Consider the following 20,088-nt stretch of genomic DNA (forward strand, 5'->3'; position numbering starts at 1 on the left):
GATCTGCGCCGAACGGACGCAACAAGAATCGCCCTTGCTACGTATTCTGCTGAACTAGAAATGAACGCACTCACGCACCAAGCGATCCTTCGAACCGCGGCGCAACTTCTTGGTGCGCCCACTATTGCCTGACACCGCTGCTAAATACCACTGTTCTTAGCGGCGTTCCGGATGATTCTGCCGCACCGGCGAGGGCGCGAGATGCTTGGGCCGGGGGATCGAGTGGCCGCCGGCGGGTCGGGCAGCGCCGAAGAAATCGGCGATGGCGACGACCACCGCGTCCTGCTCGACCGATTGCAACTCGGGAAAGATTGGCAGCGCCAAAGTCTCGCGAGCGGCGCGCTCGGTTTCTGGTAGCGGCCCGGTCGTTGCTTGCAGGCTGGCGAAGCAGGCCTGCTGATGCAGCGGCAACGGATAATAGATTTCCGTGCCGATCTTGCGATCGGTCAGGTGCTTGCGGAGCGCGTCGCGTTTGCCACCCGCCACGCGAACCACATATTGATTCCAAACGTGACGCCGTGCCGGCGCGACTGTGGGGAGTGAGAGAAATCGCTCTAGACCGTGAGCCGTGAACAGTTGCTCATAACGACGGGCGTTCCCGGCGCGCAATTCGGTCCAGGCATCGAGATGTGGCAGCTTGACGTTGAGCACCGCCGCCTGCAGCGAATCGAGGCGGCTGTTGATGCCAACTACTTGATGGTAATAGCGCGGCTCCATGCCATGCCCCCGAAGTAGACGCAGTTTGGCCGCCAGGATTTCGTCGTTGGTGGTCAGCATGCCGCCGTCGCCGGCGCCGCCGAGATTCTTGGTGGGATAGAAGCTGAAGCAACTCATGTGCCCCATCGATCCCGCACGTCGGCCTTGATACTCGGCGCCGATGGCCTGGGCGGCGTCCTCAATGACAGTGAGGCCATAGTTGCGCCCCGCAGCTAAAATGGCGTCCATATCGGCGCATTGACCAAACAAGTGGACCGGAATGATCGCTTTGGCGCGTGGCGTGACGGCGGCGGCTACGCACTGGGGATCGATGTTGTAGGTATCGGGGTCAATATCGACAAAGACAGGCCGCGCGCCCAAGCGCCAGACGGCGCTGGCGGTGGCGAAGAAGGTGTAACTGGGCACCAGCACGTCGTCACCAGGGCCGATGTCGCAGGCCATTAGCGCCAAGAGCAAGGCGTCGCTGCCCGAGGCGCAAGCCACGCCATATCGGGCCTGCGAATAGGAGGCCACCTGCTCTTCGAGTTGCTGGCATTCGGGTCCAAAGATAAAGCGAGTGGAATCGCAGACTTGCATCACGGCCGCCCGAATCTCGTCGCGCAGCGCGGTGTGTTGACGTTGCAGATCGAACAAAGGCACCGCTGCTGAACCGGCCGACGAATGCTGCGAATTCATGACTATTCCCTTAGTCTTGGATGGCGCGTGGACCCATCAAGTCCTGACGCCGATATCGGTCGCGAACATTAGGTCGCACGTCCTTTTGCGTCAATATGGGCTGAGGCCACCGTAATTCGGCGAAAATAGGAAGTTCAGCCAAGCGGATTTATGCCGGATCGCTGACAATTGCCGGCAGCGATTCGGCCTCTTAGACTCGAATGGTTCGCAGTTTCCTGATAGCACACTGTCTTTGCCTCATTTTTGCTAGCAATGAGATTTTGCCTGCCACTTCTCGCTTGCTTCTTGCTAGCCGGCTGCGACGAAGCCGAAGAGCAAACATTGCTTGCGAGCGCGAAGCCCATAGCGGCTCAAGCCGAGCCGGACGCGACCCGCGCGCCGACTGCCAGCAAGCAGATCGCCGATTTCACCTTGCTTGGTCCCGACGGCAAGAAGTGGTCACTCGCCGATGTGAGCGATCGCAGACTGGTCGCCGTCGTATTCGTGGGAACCGAATGCCCTTTGGTCGGGTTGTACATGCCGCGATTGAAGCGTCTGGCGGAGGAGTTCGCGCCGCAAGGAGTGGCGCTGATCGGTGTGGATTCGAACCAACAAGACACGCCGGAAGACATAGCCGAGTTCGTCTCCGCGCATGCGCCGCCGTTTCCCATCTTGCGCGACGCCGGGAACTTGGTCGCCGATCAGCTAGGCGCCAAGCGCACTCCCGAAGTGTTCCTACTCGATGATGCCCGCCGCGTTTGCTACTCGGGGCGCATTGACGACCAGTTTGGCATCGAACGCGGCGTGAACTTTCAGCGGCCCAGCCCTAATCGCCAAGATCTGCGGATCGCGGTTCAGGAAGCGCTTACCGGCAAGGTAGTCAGCGCGCCGCGTTCCGAACCATCGGGCTGCATCATTGGCCGGATCACCGCGGCCGAGGAGGAGGGCGAGACGACATGGTCGAAGCACATTGCGCGCATCTTTCAGCGCCGCTGCCAGGAATGTCACCGGCCCAATCAGATCGGGCCATTTCCATTGTTGACCTACGAAGACACACTGGGCTGGGGGGGAATGATTCGCGAAGTCGTGAATCAGAATCGCATGCCGCCCTGGCACGCCAGCCCGAAATACGGCGAGTTCGTGAACGATGTTCGCCTGACAGAAACGGAAAAGAAGCAAATCAACGACTGGGTGGCCGCTAGTTGCCCCGAGGGTGATCCGAGCGAGGCGCCGCCTCCGGTGGACTTTCCCGAGGGCTGGCAAATGACCGATCCAGACCAAGTGGTCTACATTCGAGAAGAGCCATTCGAGATCCCCTCCGAAGGTTACCTGGACTATCAATACTTTGTCGTCAACCCGGGCTGGACTGAGGACAAATGGATTGTGGCCACCGAAGCGCGGCCGAACGCCCGCCGCGTGGTGCATCACATGGCGGTCTTTTTAAAGCCGCCCGGCGACTTCTTTAGTCTGCGGACGCAAGGCAAGGTGACCGAGATCGGCGGCTACGTGCCTGGCGCGCATATATCGGGATTCTTGGCGGCGGATGAGCAGGCGGCAGAGGCAGAGCAACCGTCCGTAGGGCACAGCGAGGCTAATGAACAGCCAGAAGACGAAGCGGCGATCCTGGCGCCCGCTGGCTGGGAATTGGTGTTCGAAATGCACTACACTCCGGGCGGCGTAAAGCAGCACGATCGCAGCGGCATCGCGCTACGGTTTGCCGCGGACAAACCGGCGGAATCAAAATCACGACGGCGCTGGGGCAACGCCCTGGCGACCAACACCGAGTTCGCGATTCCGGCAGCCGCATCGGACTGGCCAATCGAAGCCTGGCACACTGTGGAGCAAGACAGCGAAATGCAGTGGCTCAATGCCCACATGCATTTGCGCGGCAAGAGCTTTCGGTTCGAGGCGCATTATCCCAATGGCGAGCGTGAGATTCTGCTCGACATTCCGCGCTACGATTTCGATTGGCAAACGATCTACATTTTCAAGCAACCGAAGCGAATGCCGCTCGGCACGCGGTTGCATTGCCTGGCGACGTTCGACAACTCGACCGAGAATCTGCGCAATCCAGACGCGGAAAAAATTGTGACCTATGGCCATCAGACTTGGGACGAAATGATGGCTGGCACGCTGGGCATGATTCGCGACGCAACACCAGCAGAACTGGGGGAAACGCCCACTGCGGATGGCGCCGCGGTCGATATTCTGGCCAACTACACCAAGATCGAACAGGTGGCGCCCGAGAAGCGTCACTACTATTACTACCAGCGCGCGCTTTATCGCAAGCTCAAGGGAGACTTGCCTGGGGCGCTTGCCGATTTCGACGCCGCGATCCAAGAGAACGGCGTTTTTGTGGACGCCTATTATGAACGGGCGATCGCGCGCCGCGACCTGGGCAACCTCGCGGGCGCCATGGCCGATCTGCAACTGACGCTGTCGCTGCGTCCGAGCCATTCCGCCGCGCTGACCGAGCGCGGTAGAGTTCAAGCCGCGCAGAATCGGCCACGCGAAGCGCTTGCCGATTTTAGCGCCGCGATTGCTGCTGACCCTCGCAATGCCTGGGGCTACTACTGGCGGAGCGGCTTGCGGCGCGCCCTGCGCGACGAGGCGGGAGCCCTTGCCGATCTGGATTATTTGATCGACGAGATAAGTCCCGGATTCATTCCCGCGCGGTGGGAGCGGGCCAAAGTGCTATTGGCTCTCGATCGCCCCGCTGAGGCTGAGCGGGAGTTCGAATGGTGCATTGAACGCGAGCCCACTCGGCGAGTTGAAGCGGTGCGTCGACTCGGCCCCTATTATGTTCGCATGCAAGCTTACGACTCCGCCGTCAAGCAATTTCAGATGCTGATCGACGGCCCGGAGGAGCAGCACGCGCAGGGGCATTTCTTTTTGGGACTGGTTCGAATCGAACAACAGCGACCAGAAGATGGGCTCGCAGAGCTTGAAAAGGCAATCGAGTTGCACCCCGATCATGCCGCAGCGCATTTGGCCATCGCTCGACAACAAATGAAGATGAAGCGCGATGAGGATGCGGCGCGGCACTACCGCGAGGTGATGCGGATCGAGCCAGGAAACGCCGAAGTGGCGAACGATCTGGCTTGGTTGCTGGCCACGACCACCAACGAGGTAGTGCGCGCGAGCGACGATCCGGTACGCCTAGCCGAGACGTCGCTCGCGGCAGCGAACAAAAACCCGGCCCGGATGGATACGCTAGCGGCGGCGCTGGCGGCCAGTGGCCGATTCGAAGACGCGGCACGCGCCGCCCGCCAAGCGGCGGAACTTGCCCGCGCCGCCGGCAATACGGCATTGGCGGCTCAGATCGAGCAGCGGCAGCGCCAATATGAGCAATCCGAACCCTACCGGCGCTAACTGTGCCGCTGCTCTTGCCGCAACGGGCAGAAATTCCGTATCTTTGCAAAAGTCCCGCGCGTTCGGCAGATGAGCACCGGTCTTGGCGTCGGTTTGTATTCGACGCAGACGGCGGCGGCCGCTAGCTGAATCGCATCGTGCGTCTTCGAGGAGTTATGCTCAGCGTCCAATTGCCCGATGGTTCGACTCGTAAATATCAACAACCCGTGCGGCCGATCGATGTAGCCGCCGAAATTGGGCCGAGGCTGGCCAAAGACACGCTGGCCGCGATGGTCGATGACCGAATCGTTGGCGCCGACAGTTGGCTGCCCGAGTCGGGCGACGTGCGGCTGCGGCTCTTGACCAAAAAGGACGCCGAATCGTTGGCTGTAATGCGGCACTCATGCGCGCATGTGATGGCGCGGGCCGTGATGCGACTCTTCCCAGGAACTCAGTTGGCGTTTGGACCGGCGATCGATCACGGGTTCTATTACGACTTTCAATTGGAGCATCCGCTCACCGAGGAGGATTTTCCGGCCATCGAGTCGGAAATGGCCAAGATCGTCAAAGCCGATGAGCCCTTCGAGCGACTGGTGGAGCCGCGAGAAAAGGCAACGGCGCTATGTGAAGATTTGGGCCAAAGTTTGAAGGTGGAGCACATCCAGACCGGTTTGGCGAACGATTCCACTCTGTCGTTTTATCGGCAGGGGGAATTCATCGATTTGTGCCGCGGACCGCATGTGCCAAGTGCCGGACGGATCGGCGCCTACAAGCTACTATCGGTCGCCGGCGCGTATTGGAAAGGGGATTCGTCTCGACAGCAATTGCAGAGGCTGTACGCCACCGCCTGGCACAGCAAGGAAGAGTTGCAGGCGCATCTCGAACGCTTGGAAGAAGCGAAGCGTCGCGACCATCGCGTGCTCGGCAAGCAGCTTGAGTTGTTTTCGGTCAACCCGCTGGTGGGGTCGGGCTTGATTCTCTGGCTGCCACGCGGCGCCGTGATCCGCGGCGAGCTGGAAAACTTCGTGCGGCAAGAGCTGATCAAACGCGGCTACGAACCGGTGTACACCCCGCATATCGGCCGCATCGAGCTGTACAAGACTTCCGGACACTTTCCGTACTACGCCGATAGCCAGTTTCGGCCGATCGTGATGAGCGACGACGAGAGCTATTTGCTCAAGCCGATGAACTGTCCGCATCACATCATGATTTACAAATCACGGCCGCGGAGCTATCGCGATTTGCCGCTGCGGTTGGCTGAATTTGGCACGGTGTACCGTTACGAACAATCGGGCGAGCTGGGGGGCATGACGCGCGTGCGCGGTTTCACGCAAGACGACGCGCACTTGTTCTGCACCGAGGATCAGGTGGCCGACGAATTTCGCGGTTGCCTGGAAATGACTCAATTTGTGCTCAAGTGCCTGGGACTGGACGACTATCGCGTGCGACTCGGCTTTCGCGACCCGGCGAGCGACAAATACGTGGGCAGCGCCGAGGCCTGGCAGCGCGCCGAAGCGTCGCTGGAGTCGGTTTGCCGTTCGATGAATCTGCCTCATTTGGATGTCGAGCGAGGGGAGGCGGCGTTTTATGGTCCCAAGGCCGACTTCGTCGTCACCGACTGCCTGGGACGCGAATGGCAGTTGGGCACCGTGCAACTCGACTATCAGTTACCTAGCGCCGAGCGTTTCGACCTGGAGTATGTGGGCGCCGATAATACGCCGCATCGCCCGGTGATGATACATCGAGCGCCGCTCGGATCGATGGAGCGCTTTATTGGGGTGCTTATTGAGCACTACGCGGGGGCCTTCCCTCTGTGGCTGGCGCCCGAGCAGGTCCGCGTGCTGTCGGTGAGCGAGAAGTTCGAAGAGTACGCGCGCGGCGTTGAACAGCGACTGCGAATGGCCGGCCTGCGCGTGACAGGCGACTATCGCGCCGAGAAGATTGGCTCCAAGATTCGCGATGCGCAGTTGCGGCTAGTCCCGTACATGCTGGTGATCGGCGGTCGCGAAATGGAGCAGGGCGCCGTGGCGGTGCGCGACCGAATCACCGGGGATTTGGGGCAGCTTGGCGTCGAGGCGGCGATTGAGAAATTCCAGCAGGAAATCGCGGAAAAGACCGTGCGGCAAGTGGTAAAATCGAGTTTTACGCCGGGCCACGCGGGGGGCGAAGCCGCCGCCGAGTACTAGGTCGCCAGCTTGGGCCCTTAGAGCAGCGTAGAGTGAAGTAGTTGACGCGCAAGGCATTGTGGGTAAATATTTCGCGTTGAACTGCACGTCGCTGGGACGTCGAACGGACAGGTTCCGCAAACAATGCGGAACGCCCGTTTCGACCCATCAGAAGTCTCTTGGAGGAACGCAGCAATCGAACGCAGCCAACGAATCAATGAGCAAATCCGCATTTCGCCGGTGCGCGTCATCGGCGCCACGGGCGAGCAACTCGGAATCTTGACGACCGACGAAGCGATGCGGTTGGCCCGCGAGGCGGATTCGGATTTGGTGGAAGTCGCTCCCAACGAGCGCCCACCCGTTTGCCGCATCATGGACTTCGGAAAATTCAAGTACCAGCAGAAGAAGCGCCAGCACAAGGGGCACTCTCACCAGAGCAAGATCAAGGAAATTCGCGTTCGGCCCAAGACCGACGAGCACGACATCGAGGTCAAGGTGAATCGGGCGCGCGAGTTCCTGTCGCACAAGGACAAGGTGATTGTGTCCGTGGTGTTTCGTGGTCGCGAGATGGCGCACATCGAGGAAGGCCAACGCGTAGTGCGGCAAATCATCGATCGCCTGCAGGACGTTGGTCGCGTGGAGGCGCCACCCAATCAGCAAGGGCGTCGCATCACGACCATCCTGGCGCCCAAGTAGGCGTGGCGCGGCGATTATCTGGTGACATGCGGCGCAGCGGCCACACGGACCGGCGTAAGCCGCTGCAGCCAGTTCGCGATCTTTGTGAGCAAATCCACGTTGAGTGGATACTGCCTCGCCACACGCGCATTCCCAGCAGCGAGCTGTTGAAACAACACTTTCAAACTGCTCTCGCAGCGCGTGAGAAACTCTGTTTGCTCCGGCTCCGTCAGGTCATGCCGCGCCAACTCGCTGGCGGCGTTGGACCGATTGCGCGTGAGCGAGGCGATGCGCCCGTGATCCGCCTTCCACAGGCGGCCGTCGGCAAAAGCCCGCCGAAGTTCGCCATGCCGGTTGAAATGGTAAACCGGCGATTCGCCGAAATAGAGACTGCCGGCGCCGTCGGCCCGAAAACCGACGAATACCATTTCCGCAAAGTCCGGCAAGGAAAGCTCGGCGCGCACCTCGTAAGCGGTCGCTTCGGCGAACAGATCTTCGCGGCGTTGTTCGATGCGGGCCAAGTCGACAATCCCGGGCGCAGGCGTGGGCCGTTATGGCAAGCGGTGCCGATTGCGATAGCGGCTGCTCACGCGTTGCAAAAGATGGCGATCTTCGATCGACAGCCGCTCGTAGCCCAGTTCGTGCAATCGGGCGAGCACTTCGTCCATGCGCAGTTCTTCGAGCTCTTCTTGTTCGCGGCGGCGGCGCAGGCGGTTTTCGCGCCGCTGCGCCAGCCAACGCCGCAGCGCGCCTAGCTTGGGGTTGGCGGCGCTGGCCGCGTGTTCGAGGCTCGTATACCCCTGGGAAAAGTCGTAGCCAAACACACCGTCGTCAAGCTCGGGCTCTTGCAGCCGATCGACCTCGTTACGCGCGCCAAAGAACAGAAACAAAGACAACAGCGCCAGCGCCACCAGCGCCACGGGATAGCGCTCGCTGACAGCCAATCCCAACAACAATAACAGCAAGGCCGTGGCCCGCGTGGCGCGCGCCACCTGCAATACGGCCGAGCGATATCCCAGTCGCGGCCAAAGCGCTGCGCGGAGCATTCGCGAGCCGTCGAAGGGGTAGGCCGGCAGTAGATTCGCCAGCACCAGCCCCCAATTGACCCAAAACACGAGCGCCGCGGCGGTCTGCCAGTTGAGTTGGTCACCCCGGACTGGCAACGTCAACGGATTCAGTTGCAGCCAAGAGGTCAATCCGAGCATCAGGAAGACGGGCAGCAGGACGGCGCAGACTGCCAGGTTGGCCAGAATCCCAGCGACGGCTGTCGGCCATTCCTGGCGCGGATCGGCGACCGGCGCCGCGACGGCCGTCAGGCCACCCAATGGCCAAAGCAACACCTGCTCGGCGGCCAAGCCGCTCTTGTAGGCGGCAAAGCAGCGCGCCAGCTCGTGCCAGACCACGCTGAAGAAAAGCACCCCGACCGCGCTAAAGCTGTACCACAACGGTATCCACTCGCGCGCGGCAACGCACAACACGATCAGCAGCAGGAAGAAGGCATGCAGCCGAATCCTGACGCCCGCGATGCGATGAAGATAGATATTCCAGCTTGAAACGTCACGCATAACCCGAAGTGGAAAGGAATGTGTCTTCGGGAGTTCCGGCGGATTAGACCTGCGCGCTATATTACCAACCACCGCGCGGCTAAGCAAACCAAGGAATTGGACATGGCTCCAGATCGACTGCTCCTGTCCACGCCGCGATTCAACGTGTTCGAAAGAACATATCGCGTTGGAGGGGGGGAGCACTCGCGGGCGATCATCGAGCATCCGGGCGCCGTCTGCATTCTGCCATTGCTGGAAGGGAACCGAGTTTGCCTGATTCGCAATCACCGTGCCGCTGTCAATCAGGTGCTAGTCGAACTGCCAGCCGGAACCCTGGAGCCCGGCGAATCTGCCGACGTCACGGCCCGGCGGGAATTGCGGGAAGAAACTGGCTACCGGGCGGGGCAGATGACCAAGCTGCACGAGTTTTGGATGTCGCCGGGGATTCTCAAGGAGCGAATGCACTTGTATCTGGCGACAGAGCTTTCGCCGGGAGATCAGACGCTGGATGTCGGCGAGCGGATTGAACCGATCATCGCGACTCTGGACGATGCGATGACGATGACGCGCGACGGGCGAATTCAAGACGCCAAGACGCTGGTGGCGCTGCTCTACTACGCGACGTTTGGAAAGTCGCAGGCAGACAGCACGTAGACCGCGTCGACAAGCTGCTAGCTGCCGACGCCATTCGCCGTGAGGCTATTGACGATCGTTCCCCAGGTACTGGCGTGTTGCTGACCCATGGTGGCGACCGTTCCGAAAACGGCCATCAATATCAGCGCCAGCATCACCGAGTATTCGACCGCGGTGGCGGCGTCGGTTTCCGACGCGAACTTTTTGAACGCTTTCATGGCAGTAACCTATTGCTAAACACGCCGCGCTTATTGCGCGAACGAGTGTCATTTTGCTGCAATGAAAACGTAGGTCACGATCCGTAGGGAGTCAAACTGGCTCGCAACTCACATCAAGCGGCGCAATGTCCGCGGCGCGGATTGCGATACAACACCTCCGCCAGGCGCGCCGGCGACCCAATTTCGCCCGTGGGCCGATCGTAGTGCCATTGCTGATGATCGGGGACCAACTCGTCGTGCGCGGGCCAAGGATCGAAGGGGGCGAACCCCAGCGCCGCGGTCAAGCGCGACGAATCCATGGTCACATCGCCAGCGCGCGGCGGCAGGGGCCCGGCGTCGATCCGCGAGCAGCCGCGCAAACAGTCGGGATCATAGCCGCCGACGCGGTTCACAATCTGAGCGATTTGATAAAGGCTCAGTTTGCGGGGACCGCCGGCATGATACAGGCCGGTCAGGTCGTGCCGCGCCAGCGCGAGTTGAAACAACTCGTTCAGGCAATCGGTGTAGGTGGGGGTGCGGATCTCGTCGTAATAGAGCGTGGCGGGCCGGCCATGCTTGAAGCGCGACTGAATCCAATCGATCGCGCCGGCATGACCGTTAAAGCTGACACCCATCGGCAGCGAGATGCGTAGCGCGCAGGCGGCTGGAAACGAGCGCAGCAGCAGGTTTTCGGCTTCGACCATGGTGCTGCCATACACGGTGACCGGGTCGGTCGCGTCGTGTTCGAGATGATCCCCTCCGCGCGTGCCGGAAAAGACCAGGTCGATGGAGAGGTGCACAAAGCGCGCGTCGGCGTCGGCAACCAACGGCAAGAGCTTTTCGAGCCCTTCAACATTGATGCGGCGGGCCATGACGGGATCGAGTTCGCACGACTTGAGCGCGCAATTGCCGGCGCAATTGAGCACGCTGCCAAAGCGATGTCGACGAAACAGTTCTTTTAGCCGGTCGTCATCCTCGGCATCGCAGATCTCGATGCCTTCGCCCTGCAAACGCCAGTTGTTGCGCTGGCGAATGCCAACGACTTGCCCGGGAAACAACTGCCGAAAGTAATGCAGCGCGTTATAGCCAGCCACTCCAGAAATGCCCGTTAGCAGCAGCGGCAAACGCAGAGGTTCTGACAGCACGGAGGCTCGCATCACAGTCGGGGCGGGGACTCATGTTGGAAATGGAGACGCGCATTCTAGCGAAGTCGAACGCGGCTTTCAGCAGATAATGCCGCGCCGCTGTTAGCCAAAACGTCCGGTGACGTAATCCTCGGTTTCCTTCAAATGAGGATTAGTGAACAGGTCCGGCGTGAGGCCGTATTCAATCACCCGGCCCAGATACATGAACGCGGTGAAGTCGCTGGTGCGCGACGCTTGCTGCATGTTGTGCGTCACGATTAGGACGCTATAGGCGCCGCGAAGTTCGCTGATCAGATCCTCGACTTTGCCAGTGGCGATCGGATCCAAGGCCGAGCAAGGCTCGTCGAGCAGCAGCACCTCGGGCTCGGCGGCAATGGCGCGGGCGATGCACAATCGTTGCTGCTGCCCGCCCGAGAGGCTGAGCGCGCTCTCTTGCAGTCGATCCTTGACCTCGTCCCAAAGCGCCGCGCCGCGAAGGCTTTGTTCGCAGACGTCTTCGAGCACCGAACGCCGCCGCTCGCCGTCGATGCGCAGCGGATAAATGACATTTTCAAAGATGCTCATCGGAAACGGATTCGGCTTTTGAAAGACCATGCCCGTCCGTTTGCGCAGTTCAATCACATCAACGCTGCGCTCGTAAATCGAATCGCCATTGAGCCGCATCTTGCCAGCGATGCGCACATTGTCGATCAAATCGTTCATGCGATTCGCGCTGCGCAACAACGTGCTCTTGCCGCACCCAGAGGGGCCGATCAGCGCAGTGACTTTGCCGCGCGGAATGATCAGGTTGATGTCAAAGAGCGCTTGCTTCTGCCCATACCACAACGAGAACCGCTCGGTTTCGACGACCGGGTCTTCTTTGGCGACGGCCGCATGCGTTTCGGTCGGCACGCTCTCGCCACGCAAAATCGCTTCCAGGCGATTGCCGTCGCGCGGTCGCGGCGAGCCGACTGGCGGCTTGGAGCGGACGTCGTCTGAGTTGGATTGCGTGGCTGACACGGCGGCAGTCGCGATGGACACGGCAGGGTTCCTAAAACTGTCCTAGAGCATAACGCTTGCGCAGCCGACTGCGCAGCCAGACCGCGATCAGGTTGAGGCAGCCGATAAGCGTGATCAACAACAAGGTAGTCGTGAACACCAAAGGGCGAGCCGCCTCGCTATTGGGGCTCTGAAAACCAAGGCTGTAAATATGAAAGCCCAAGTGCATGAATTTGCGGTCCAGATGCACAAACGGAAAATCGAAATCGACCGGCAGTTCGAACGCCAGATTGGTCACGCCCACGAGCATCAACGGGGCGACTTCGCCCGCTCCGCGCGCCATGGCCAGGATCAGCCCGGTCATGATGCCCGGCATCGCCTTCGGCAACACGATCCGGCGGATCGTTTGCCACTTGCTCGCGCCGCAGGCGTAGGAGCCTTCGCGCATCGAGCGGGGGACCGCAGCCAAGGCTTCTTCGGTGGCCACAATGACCACCGGCAGGGTGAGCAAAGCCAAGGTGAACGAAGCCCACAGCAGGCCCCCCTTGCCAAACGTTGGCTGAGCCGGCAAGCGATCGGCAAACAACAACTGGTCGATGCTGCTGCCCATCATGTAGCAAAAGAACCCGAGACCAAATACGCCAAAGACAATGCTGGGGACTCCGGCCAAATTGTTGACGGCGATGCGAACAAGGCTGACCACGAAGCCGGCGCGAGCATATTCGCGAATATAGAGCGCCGCCATGACGCCAAACGGCACCACGGCCAACGACATGAACACGGTCATCACGAACGTGCCAACAATGGCGGGGAACACGCCCCCCTCGGTATTCGCCTCGCGCGGGCCGGTGGAGATAAATTCCCACCAGCGCGACAAGTAGATGCCGACTTTGTTGCCCAGACTCAAGCGGTTGGCAGGATAGGCGCGCACGATCTGGCTGGTGGGCACGGAGACCTCGCCCGCCGGTGTGGCAAGCGTGAGCGCGCTAGCGGCAGCGTGCGACCGCTCGCTGTACCAGTTCCAGGCTTCGATTGGCCCGGTGGCGACGGCCTTGCCATCCACGGTGGCCGCGGTCAGTTGTCCATATAGTCGCCCGCCAGCTAGCCGCTCGATCACCAAAGCCGAGCTGGGCTGCGAAACCTGCTTCAAGCGGTAATCTTCGATCCAGGCAAATGAGTTTCCGGTGCGAATGCGTGTGCGCGTTGTCTTTCGATCGCGCGTCACCAGCGCCGCGCGCGCCTTGGCGCCGAGATTCAGTTTTTCCAAAGCAGTCGGCGTGAGTTCCATTGTTTCGGCTTCGACCAGTTCGCCGAGATACCGCCGGCCGTCGGACATGGTCAACTCGAAGACAGGACGCGGCCAAAAGGTGGCGATGCCAGCCACCACTATCAACAGCAGCATGCCGGCGATCATCGCCAGGGCCACGGCCAGCGCGCCACCGGTGAGCCAAACCAACGGCTCGCCATGCGCCAATAGCGAGGTTTGCGCGCGGCCGCGTCGCGGCCGCGGCACGGACAAGCGCTCGCGTCGCGGCGGTTCTGGCGCAAGCGGCGTGGCGCTGGTGCTCGGAAAGCTCATAGCTGATAAGCCCTCCGGCGAAACCGCTGCCGCACGCCTTCGGCCACGGTGTTCACGACAAAAGTCATGGCAAAGAGCGCGAGCGCCGTGAGGAACAACACGCGGAAATGCGTGCTGCCTTGATCGGCCTCGGGCAGTTCAACCGCCAGATTGGCCGACAGCGTGCGAAAACCGTTGAAGATGTTCCAATCCATGATCGGCGTGTTGCCGGCGGCCATCAGCACGATCATCGTCTCGCCAACAGCCCGTCCCAGACCGATCATCACGGCGGAAAACAGCCCGCTCATCGCGGTGGGAATGACAATCCGCACCGTCGTTTGCAGCGGGGTGGCGCCAGCGCCGAGCGAGGCGCTGCGCAGATGATCGGGCACGCTGCCCAAGGCGTCGTCGGCAATGGTGTAGATGATGGGAATGATGGCAAAGCCCATGGCGAAGCCGACGATCATCGCGTTGCGCTGAATGTAGGAACCGAGATAGAGGTTGCGCGGGTCGAATTGCAGCCAATCGAAGAGTTGGGCCAATGCAAACGCGACTAGCAGCGTGACCACGACGCCGCCGATGAACTTGGCCAGATCGACGACGGCGCAACGCAGGCGCGACCAGTGGGCCGAAAGCCGGCGCAGTCGGGGAGTTATCTCGCGGGCCACAACGTAGCCCACGCCGATCGCCGAGAGCGGCGCCAAGAGAATCAACCAACCGCCCACGGTCGATCCTTCACCGCCATCGAGCCAGCGGTGCATGTCGCCATCAAAGAGCAGTTGCTCCAATGGCTTGCCAACAAGCCAGGAAAGCGCCACTCCCAGCGGAAGGACCAAGACCACAAAGAAAAAGCGGTACTGACGCAACCACAACCACGACCTTTCGGGCAGCAGTTGGCCGAGATAGCCGGCGGTGAGAAAGGCGAACGGGATCGTCATGACGCTGGCGATGATTTCCGGCACAAACCGGGCGACGAAAGGCGCGATGACAAACGCGGCCAGATAGCCGAGCACCACGCTGGGCAGGCTCGCCATCACTTCCACCGCCGGCTTGACGCGCGCGCGCGCCTTGCGCGAGAGGAACTCGCTGGTGTAGATCGCGGCGAGTATGGCGATCGGCACGCCAAACAGCAGCGAATAAACCGTGGCTTTGACTGTTCCGAACAGGAGCGGCATAACGCCAAACTTGGGTTCGTTCGATTGGCTGCCGCCGGTCGATTGCCACACCTGTTCGGGGCCGGCGTAATCTTGATACCAAACGGGGGTAAACAAGGTGGCGAAGGTGGCCTCCGGGTGATGTAGCTCCAGTTCGGCCAAAGCAATGCCAGAGGCGGTGGAGGCGATCAGCACATCTTCTTGCGGGCCGATATCCAGGCTGGCAATGGCGGCATCGCTCTCGAGCGCCGCGCCGGCCAGCGTCTGGCCGCTGGTGGCTTGAATGACTTGCACGTAGCCATCTTGATAACCGGCGCTGAACAGACGGCTGCGCGGTGAGGCTGCAAGTGCGGTGACCGCTTGCGTGCGAGACGAAAATTGGCGAGCCAGCGTGAGCTTGGCGTCGTCGAGCGCGCCTCCGCCCTCTGGACGGGTCAAGAACCAGGCAGAGAGCGTGCCTTGCGAGTCGCCAACGATCAGCGTTCCACGGCCGGCGAGCGTGTTGATCGCCGTCAAGCTAGCCTGACGATCGGCAACCAGGTCGCCTGTTTCCAACAGCCGCGCTGTATCGCGCCGAGCGTGATAACGGGCAAAATCGCCGTCGGACCAGACCGCGTAGAGATTGGCGTCTGACAGCAGCAGAAAATCAGGCGGCGCGTCGCGAACCTCGCGATAGTTGACTGCCAGACTGACTACGGGCGTGTCATTTTTCGCCGCACTGACATCGATGTTCAGTTGCGAATGTCGCAAGACGCCATCATCGTCAAGCGACGCCAGGCGATAACCGCGCGGCGCGGCGGCCAAATCGAGCACGCGAACTGGGCTGGCGGACATTGGCGCTGGCACAACAACTTTCGTCGCCGCGCGAACACGATGCACGCGCGCCTGGCGCTCGTCGATGCGCTCGGCCAGGCCATCCAGATAAGGGAATGTGTACGCCGATTGCCGACGGTCGACCAACAGCTTGTCGGCCTCCATTGCGGAGAGAACTTGAGTGGTGAACTCGATTTCAAGAACACGAATCGCGCCGTCAGCAAAACCAAGCGCCAAGATGTTTTCGCCGGCGCGAGACGGTGATATTGCCGTCAACTCCGCGCCATCCGCCAATGGTTGTCGCGCGAGCGTCGCGCCGTCGCTCAACCTGAACACCCGCAATGTGCCGGACGGTTCGACGGCCCAGCCGATCAGCCCGTTGTCGTCCACGCCAATTCGAGCGGGGGGCGGCGCTTGCCATTTGACGCTCACCGTGCGCGCGCCGGCGATGCGCGGCGGCAGAAACAGCGGCCAAACCACGTAAATCAAAAAGGCGCATACCCCCAGCACCGCGGCAATCGAGCCGGCGCCGCCAATGGTGATGATCCACCGAGCCAAAGCGTCGGTGAATTTGACGTACGGCCGAGTGACTCGTCGCGGACTGCGGCGGGCTGTTCTACTCGGATGGTCCATGGATCAATGTGCGATTGTGTTTGTGTGGGTTTGGCGTCTTGCTACGGAGCTATTACGGACTGGCGATGCCGAGCGATGCTAACGTTTGCCGGGCCTTCTCCGCCTTGATGGGCAGATAACCATCTTTTTGAACATGCTCTTGTCCCTGGCGGCTGAGAATGTACTTGATGAACTCGCGCCGCAATGGGTCGAGTTTGGCGCCGGGCTGGTAATTGATCGTCAGCCACAAATAGCGAGCAAGCGGATACTCCCCGGAGTAGGCGTACTTGGGTTCGGCCGCGACGGCGGACTGGCCAGATTCTTCGGCGAGCGGCAACGCCCGCACATCGGCGCTGCGATAGCCAATTCCGCTGTAGCCGATCGCGCTGGGATCGCTGCCGACTCCTTGCACGACCGATGAACTACCCGGTTGTTCTTTGACAGAATCCTTGAAGTCGCCCCCTCCCAGCGCGTGGTCCTTGAAGTAGCCGTAGGTGCCCGAAGCGGCGTTGCGGCCATACAGCTCGATGGCGCGAGATTGCCAACCATCGGTCAGCCCCAGATCGCCCCACGTCGAGATGTCTTTGCTGTAGCCAAGTTTGCGCGTCTTGGAAAAGATCGCATCGACCTGTGGCAAGGTCAGCGACTCGATGGGATTGTCTTTGTTGACATAGACCGCCAGCATGTCCATGCCGACGGCTAGTTGCGTCGGTGGGTAGCCGAATTCTTCCTTGAACTGGTCGACCTCGGTCGGCTTGGGATCGCGGCTCATTGGCCCAAAGGTGGCTTGTCCTTCGACAAGCGCCGGAACTGCGGTAGACGACCCCTTGCCTTCGACTTCGACTTCGACCATGGGATAGTAGGCGCGAAAGCCTTGCACCCAGAGCGCCATGATGTTGTTCATGGTGTCGGAGCCGACACTGGTGATGCGCCCCGTAAGCTGTTGCGAAACTGGTTGATAACCAGGCAAGAGCGGGTCGAGTTCGACCAAGTCGCCGCTCGGATTGGCGCCGGAAGAGGGCGCATCGTCGTCGGCCGCCAAGGGAATGGGGGGCGCGACATTCACGCCGCAGCCGGCGACCAGCAGCACACACAAGATGATTGCGAAGCGATGTTGGCAATCAGCCATGACGCTCCCGAAGTTCGCTCACTTCGCAGCGCGCCGTGTGGAATGCTGCCCAATCCACCAAGCGTGATTTTGACACGATGTTTCCAGCTTACGCGGTGGCCGATCCATGTCCCTGCGATGCCAGTATTGTCGGAGCGAAGCGTGAAAGCTCGGCAAAGGAATTGTGAAGAATCGATGAAGCGCGGCGCGCCACGCGGAACAAGCGACCGGCGCAAAAGGATTTGCGCCGATTACGTCGCCGGCGTTCATCGTTTGGTCATTCGATCGCCTCGGCCGCGGGGTCCACGGTGGCCGCCGCCGGCGGATCGACGCCTAACACACGGGCCAGCGTGGGGCCCATATGAGCGGGACTGACGCGAGCGGAATATTTGCCCGGCTTGATGCCGGCCCCCATGAACACCAGCGGCACGTGAGAATCGTATTGCCAGGGGCTGCCGTGCGTGGCGGTGCTGCTGCCGAGAATGGCGTATGGCGCGAGCACCCAAAGCACCTCGCCCGAGCGGCGCGGGTGCAACATGAGTCGAAACTGTTCGAACAAGCCGTTGCCAGAGTTAGCGGCCAGCAGTTCGGCGCGGGTATGCGCCGCGGCGATGGATGGCATTTCCAAGAGGGCCGCGCGCACGATTTGTTGCGCTTGCGCGCAGCGGTCGGCCGCCAGTTCGGGGATGCTGACATTGAGATAGACGATGCCCGGCTCCACACGGTCGACATAGCTGCGACCTTCGGCCGGCGCACCCAACTCGCGTTGCAATCGCTCCTCCAGCCGCGGCTTGAGCGAAGCCAGATTGCCGAGCGGATTGCGCGAGCCCGGCAGCTTGAACTTGACGGCGAGTTCGGGGATTGGCGCCACGCCATGATCCGACGAGAGCGCGAACGTCCAAGGCGCCCCCTTAAGCTGCTCGTCGATAAAGCGAAAAAGTTCCGCCAGTTGGCGGTCGGTCTGGATGGTGATCTCTTGCACTTCCAAGCTGTGCGGCCCAAACGCGTGGCCCACATAGTCATTGGCCGAGAGGCCAATGCAGATCAAGTCGGGATATTCGTCTTGCCCTAGCTTTTCGAATTCAATCAAGCGCTGCGCGGCGCCGATCGTAAGCTGGTTGGCGAACGGGGTGATGCTCAGCGCGTCGTAATACTTGGGGTGCGTGGCCGGCGGCAACTGGTGCGGAAACTTGTTGCCGAACACCGGCGGATTCATCTCATACGGATTGTCGTCCGGCACATAGAGGTGGTACTTCGCGGGGTCGAGCGACAACTCCCAAGCCTTGCCGCCAAAGGCCTGCGCGGCGCCTTCTTCGTTGTAGTTGCGAATGTAGCCCGGCAAGTCTTTGCGGTAGTACTGACTGGTGATCCAGCCGCCCGTTGATCCGTCGAACCAATACGAGGCGTCGGCCGCGTGGCCGCTCATGAGCACGCCGGCGCGATCCTTCCATGACACGCCAAATACCTTGCCTTTGCCTTCGGTCGACAGCTTGATGTTGTCCCCCAAGGTGGGCGCGAGCAGGTTGCGCGGTGACACGGCCTCGCCGGGGGAGGTGCTGCCGACGGCCGGGCTGCTCGAATCTTCAACGCAATTGACGTTCTTGCCGGTTTCGCGGTCGTACCAGGAGTTGGCAATAATGCCGTGCCGATTGGGATCGGCGCCGGTGAGCATGCAGGCATGACCGGGGGCCGTGATGGTCACCGCGTGCCGGTGATGGCAGTTGATGAACCAGGCGCCTTTTTGATCGAATTGCTGAAACGCGCCGTCGAGCTGCCACTGATCGCGGAACAACGACAGGTAGCGGGCGGGGAATTGATCGACGCTAACGACCACCACCAGTCGCGGCATCTCGGCGGCCACCAAGCCCGTGGATGTGGCGAAGCAGCACACTAGCGCAAGCAGCAAGCGGCGAACTGCAAAGAGCATCGGCGGAGTCTCCTGGGTGGCAGGCTCAAAGCCGCCATTATACGAGAATCGCCGGCGAATTGCGGGCGGAAAATGGCGGATGGCGAGACTCGGCGGCGCCAATGCACGGCCGCTTGCCCGATGGTCTAAATTACTATTTCGCAAGCAGGCCGGAGATTGCCGATTGAATTCGGTCGGCCATCGTAGCTGCGCGTGGCTCGGTGGCGCGGCCCACGGGCGCAGCCGATGCGGCCGTTTCCGCCGGCTCTGCAAACGACACTGGCGCGATCGGCGCATCGATCGGCCGCACGTCCATCGCGTCGGCGGCCACCAGTTGCGGCGGTGGTCCCGAGTCTTGCTGGGCGGCGCGGCACGAGCAGCAATCGGCGCACAGCGTCTCGACCACCCACTTTGTAGTGGGGATCTTGCGGACCACCTCAGTCTTGACCGGCACGCGGCGAGTGCGAACTTGCGCACAGTTCGACTTCCATATGTCGGCGCACCAGGCGCCACACTCGTCGCATCCGCGCGCTACCCCACACTTATGGCCGCACTTGGGGACGCAAAAGTCTTCGCATTTCACATCCCAGCAAACCTTGACGACCTCTCGGAACGAAGGCTCAGGCCGACAGACCTTGCGCAAATTGCAACAGCCGCCACAGCGATCGCAGTGGTCGCCAGCGCTAGCGGACGCGGAAACCAAAGCGGCAAGAGAAACGAAGACCGCCGCAACACGTGCCATGATCGCAACCTCATTGGTCAGTCAATTCAATGACTAACGGTTTAGGTCGGTCGCAGCGGACCCAACGATTTTGCCGGCCGGCGCGCAATCGACAGAAATTGCCGGCCTTACCGCGGCGCCAGCGACAAAGCTTTCG

The 20,088-nt window shown here is 61.2% G+C and carries 15 protein-coding genes; 4 read left to right on the forward strand and 11 right to left on the reverse strand.

Features of this window, described 5'->3' with window-relative positions; all coding sequences use genetic code 11:
• Positions 1–156 precede the first annotated feature (156 nt).
• Complete coding sequence (locus K1X71_07455; GenBank protein ID MBX7072970.1) at positions 157–1,392, reverse strand: DegT/DnrJ/EryC1/StrS family aminotransferase; 1,236 nt, start codon at positions 1,390–1,392, stop codon at positions 157–159.
• Between the two features lie 321 nt (positions 1,393–1,713).
• Between K1X71_07455 and K1X71_07460 the strand changes: the two genes are divergently transcribed.
• The 3 genes from K1X71_07460 (at position 1,714) to infC (ending at position 7,583) form a co-directional block, all read left to right on the forward strand.
• Complete coding sequence (locus tag K1X71_07460; protein MBX7072971.1) at positions 1,714–4,743, forward strand: redoxin domain-containing protein; 3,030 nt, start codon at positions 1,714–1,716, stop codon at positions 4,741–4,743.
• Between the two features lie 155 nt (positions 4,744–4,898).
• The gene (gene thrS, locus K1X71_07465) at positions 4,899–6,908 is read left to right on the forward strand and encodes a threonine--tRNA ligase (protein ID MBX7072972.1); all 2,010 of its coding nucleotides are present in this window, start codon (positions 4,899–4,901) and stop codon (positions 6,906–6,908) included.
• A 123-nt stretch (positions 6,909–7,031) separates the two neighbouring features.
• Positions 7,032–7,583 (forward strand): translation initiation factor IF-3, encoded by a 552-nt coding sequence (gene infC, locus K1X71_07470; GenBank protein MBX7072973.1) that lies wholly within the window; start codon positions 7,032–7,034, stop codon positions 7,581–7,583.
• A 14-nt stretch (positions 7,584–7,597) separates the two neighbouring features.
• Here infC and K1X71_07475 read toward each other — a convergent pair whose 3' ends face one another.
• The gene (locus tag K1X71_07475) at positions 7,598–8,083 is read right to left on the reverse strand and encodes a hypothetical protein (protein MBX7072974.1); all 486 of its coding nucleotides are present in this window, start codon (positions 8,081–8,083) and stop codon (positions 7,598–7,600) included.
• A 30-nt stretch (positions 8,084–8,113) separates the two neighbouring features.
• Positions 8,114–9,127: a hypothetical protein gene (locus K1X71_07480; GenBank protein MBX7072975.1), complete on the reverse strand. Its 1,014-nt coding sequence runs from the start codon at positions 9,125–9,127 to the stop codon at positions 8,114–8,116.
• 96 nt (positions 9,128–9,223) lie between these two features.
• On the opposite strand from K1X71_07480, the gene K1X71_07485 reads away from it, so the two are divergent.
• On the forward strand, positions 9,224–9,760 hold the full coding sequence (locus K1X71_07485; GenBank protein ID MBX7072976.1) for an NUDIX hydrolase: 537 nt from the start codon (positions 9,224–9,226) through the stop codon (positions 9,758–9,760).
• A gap of 17 nt (positions 9,761–9,777) precedes the next feature.
• Here the strand turns inward: K1X71_07485 and K1X71_07490 are convergent, their stop codons facing one another.
• The 8 genes from K1X71_07490 to K1X71_07525 all read right to left on the reverse strand — a co-directional run bounded on the left by K1X71_07490 (position 9,778) and on the right by K1X71_07525 (position 19,664).
• On the reverse strand, positions 9,778–9,957 hold the full coding sequence (locus K1X71_07490; protein MBX7072977.1) for a Flp family type IVb pilin: 180 nt from the start codon (positions 9,955–9,957) through the stop codon (positions 9,778–9,780).
• Between the two features lie 113 nt (positions 9,958–10,070).
• Positions 10,071–11,093 carry a sugar nucleotide-binding protein gene (locus K1X71_07495; protein ID MBX7072978.1) on the reverse strand — a complete coding sequence of 341 codons (1,023 nt, stop codon included), beginning with the start codon at positions 11,091–11,093 and terminating at the stop codon, positions 10,071–10,073.
• Positions 11,094–11,183: 90 nt separating this feature from the next.
• Positions 11,184–11,972, reverse strand: coding sequence for a phosphate ABC transporter ATP-binding protein PstB (gene pstB / locus K1X71_07500; protein MBX7072979.1), 789 nt, complete (start codon positions 11,970–11,972; stop codon positions 11,184–11,186).
• 139 nt (positions 11,973–12,111) lie between these two features.
• The gene (pstA, locus tag K1X71_07505) at positions 12,112–13,638 is read right to left on the reverse strand and encodes a phosphate ABC transporter permease PstA (protein MBX7072980.1); all 1,527 of its coding nucleotides are present in this window, start codon (positions 13,636–13,638) and stop codon (positions 12,112–12,114) included.
• Positions 13,635–16,217: an ABC transporter permease subunit gene (locus K1X71_07510; protein MBX7072981.1), complete on the reverse strand. Its 2,583-nt coding sequence runs from the start codon at positions 16,215–16,217 to the stop codon at positions 13,635–13,637. Before K1X71_07510 ends, pstA begins: the two co-directional genes overlap by 4 nt.
• 52 nt (positions 16,218–16,269) lie before the next feature.
• Entirely contained in the window at positions 16,270–17,325 is a 1,056-nt protein-coding gene (locus K1X71_07515) for a phosphate ABC transporter substrate-binding protein (protein MBX7072982.1), read from the reverse strand.
• Positions 17,326–17,581: 256 nt separating this feature from the next.
• Positions 17,582–19,231 carry an alkaline phosphatase family protein gene (locus K1X71_07520; protein MBX7072983.1) on the reverse strand — a complete coding sequence of 550 codons (1,650 nt, stop codon included), beginning with the start codon at positions 19,229–19,231 and terminating at the stop codon, positions 17,582–17,584.
• A 133-nt stretch (positions 19,232–19,364) separates the two neighbouring features.
• Entirely contained in the window at positions 19,365–19,664 is a 300-nt protein-coding gene (locus K1X71_07525) for a hypothetical protein (GenBank protein ID MBX7072984.1), read from the reverse strand.
• Positions 19,665–20,088 lie beyond the last annotated feature (424 nt).

Source organism: Pirellulales bacterium, assembly GCA_019694455.1.
Lineage (GTDB): Bacteria > Planctomycetota > Planctomycetia > Pirellulales > JAEUIK01 > JAIBBY01.

Coding starts and splice junctions, on each gene's coding strand:
- K1X71_07515 (MBX7072982.1), bottom strand. CDS start 17,325: ATGGCTGATTGCCAACATCGCTTCGCAATCATCTTGTGTGTGCTGCTG.
- K1X71_07520 (MBX7072983.1), bottom strand. CDS start 19,231: ATGCTCTTTGCAGTTCGCCGCTTGCTGCTTGCGCTAGTGTGCTGCTTC.
- pstA (MBX7072980.1), bottom strand. CDS start 13,638: ATGAGCTTTCCGAGCACCAGCGCCACGCCGCTTGCGCCAGAACCGCCG.
- K1X71_07455 (MBX7072970.1), bottom strand. CDS start 1,392: ATGAATTCGCAGCATTCGTCGGCCGGTTCAGCAGCGGTGCCTTTGTTC.
- K1X71_07495 (MBX7072978.1), bottom strand. CDS start 11,093: ATGCGAGCCTCCGTGCTGTCAGAACCTCTGCGTTTGCCGCTGCTGCTA.
- infC (MBX7072973.1), top strand. CDS start 7,032: ATGCGGAACGCCCGTTTCGACCCATCAGAAGTCTCTTGGAGGAACGCA.
- K1X71_07490 (MBX7072977.1), bottom strand. CDS start 9,957: ATGAAAGCGTTCAAAAAGTTCGCGTCGGAAACCGACGCCGCCACCGCG.
- K1X71_07480 (MBX7072975.1), bottom strand. CDS start 9,127: ATGCGTGACGTTTCAAGCTGGAATATCTATCTTCATCGCATCGCGGGC.
- thrS (MBX7072972.1), top strand. CDS start 4,899: ATGCTCAGCGTCCAATTGCCCGATGGTTCGACTCGTAAATATCAACAA.
- K1X71_07510 (MBX7072981.1), bottom strand. CDS start 16,217: ATGGACCATCCGAGTAGAACAGCCCGCCGCAGTCCGCGACGAGTCACT.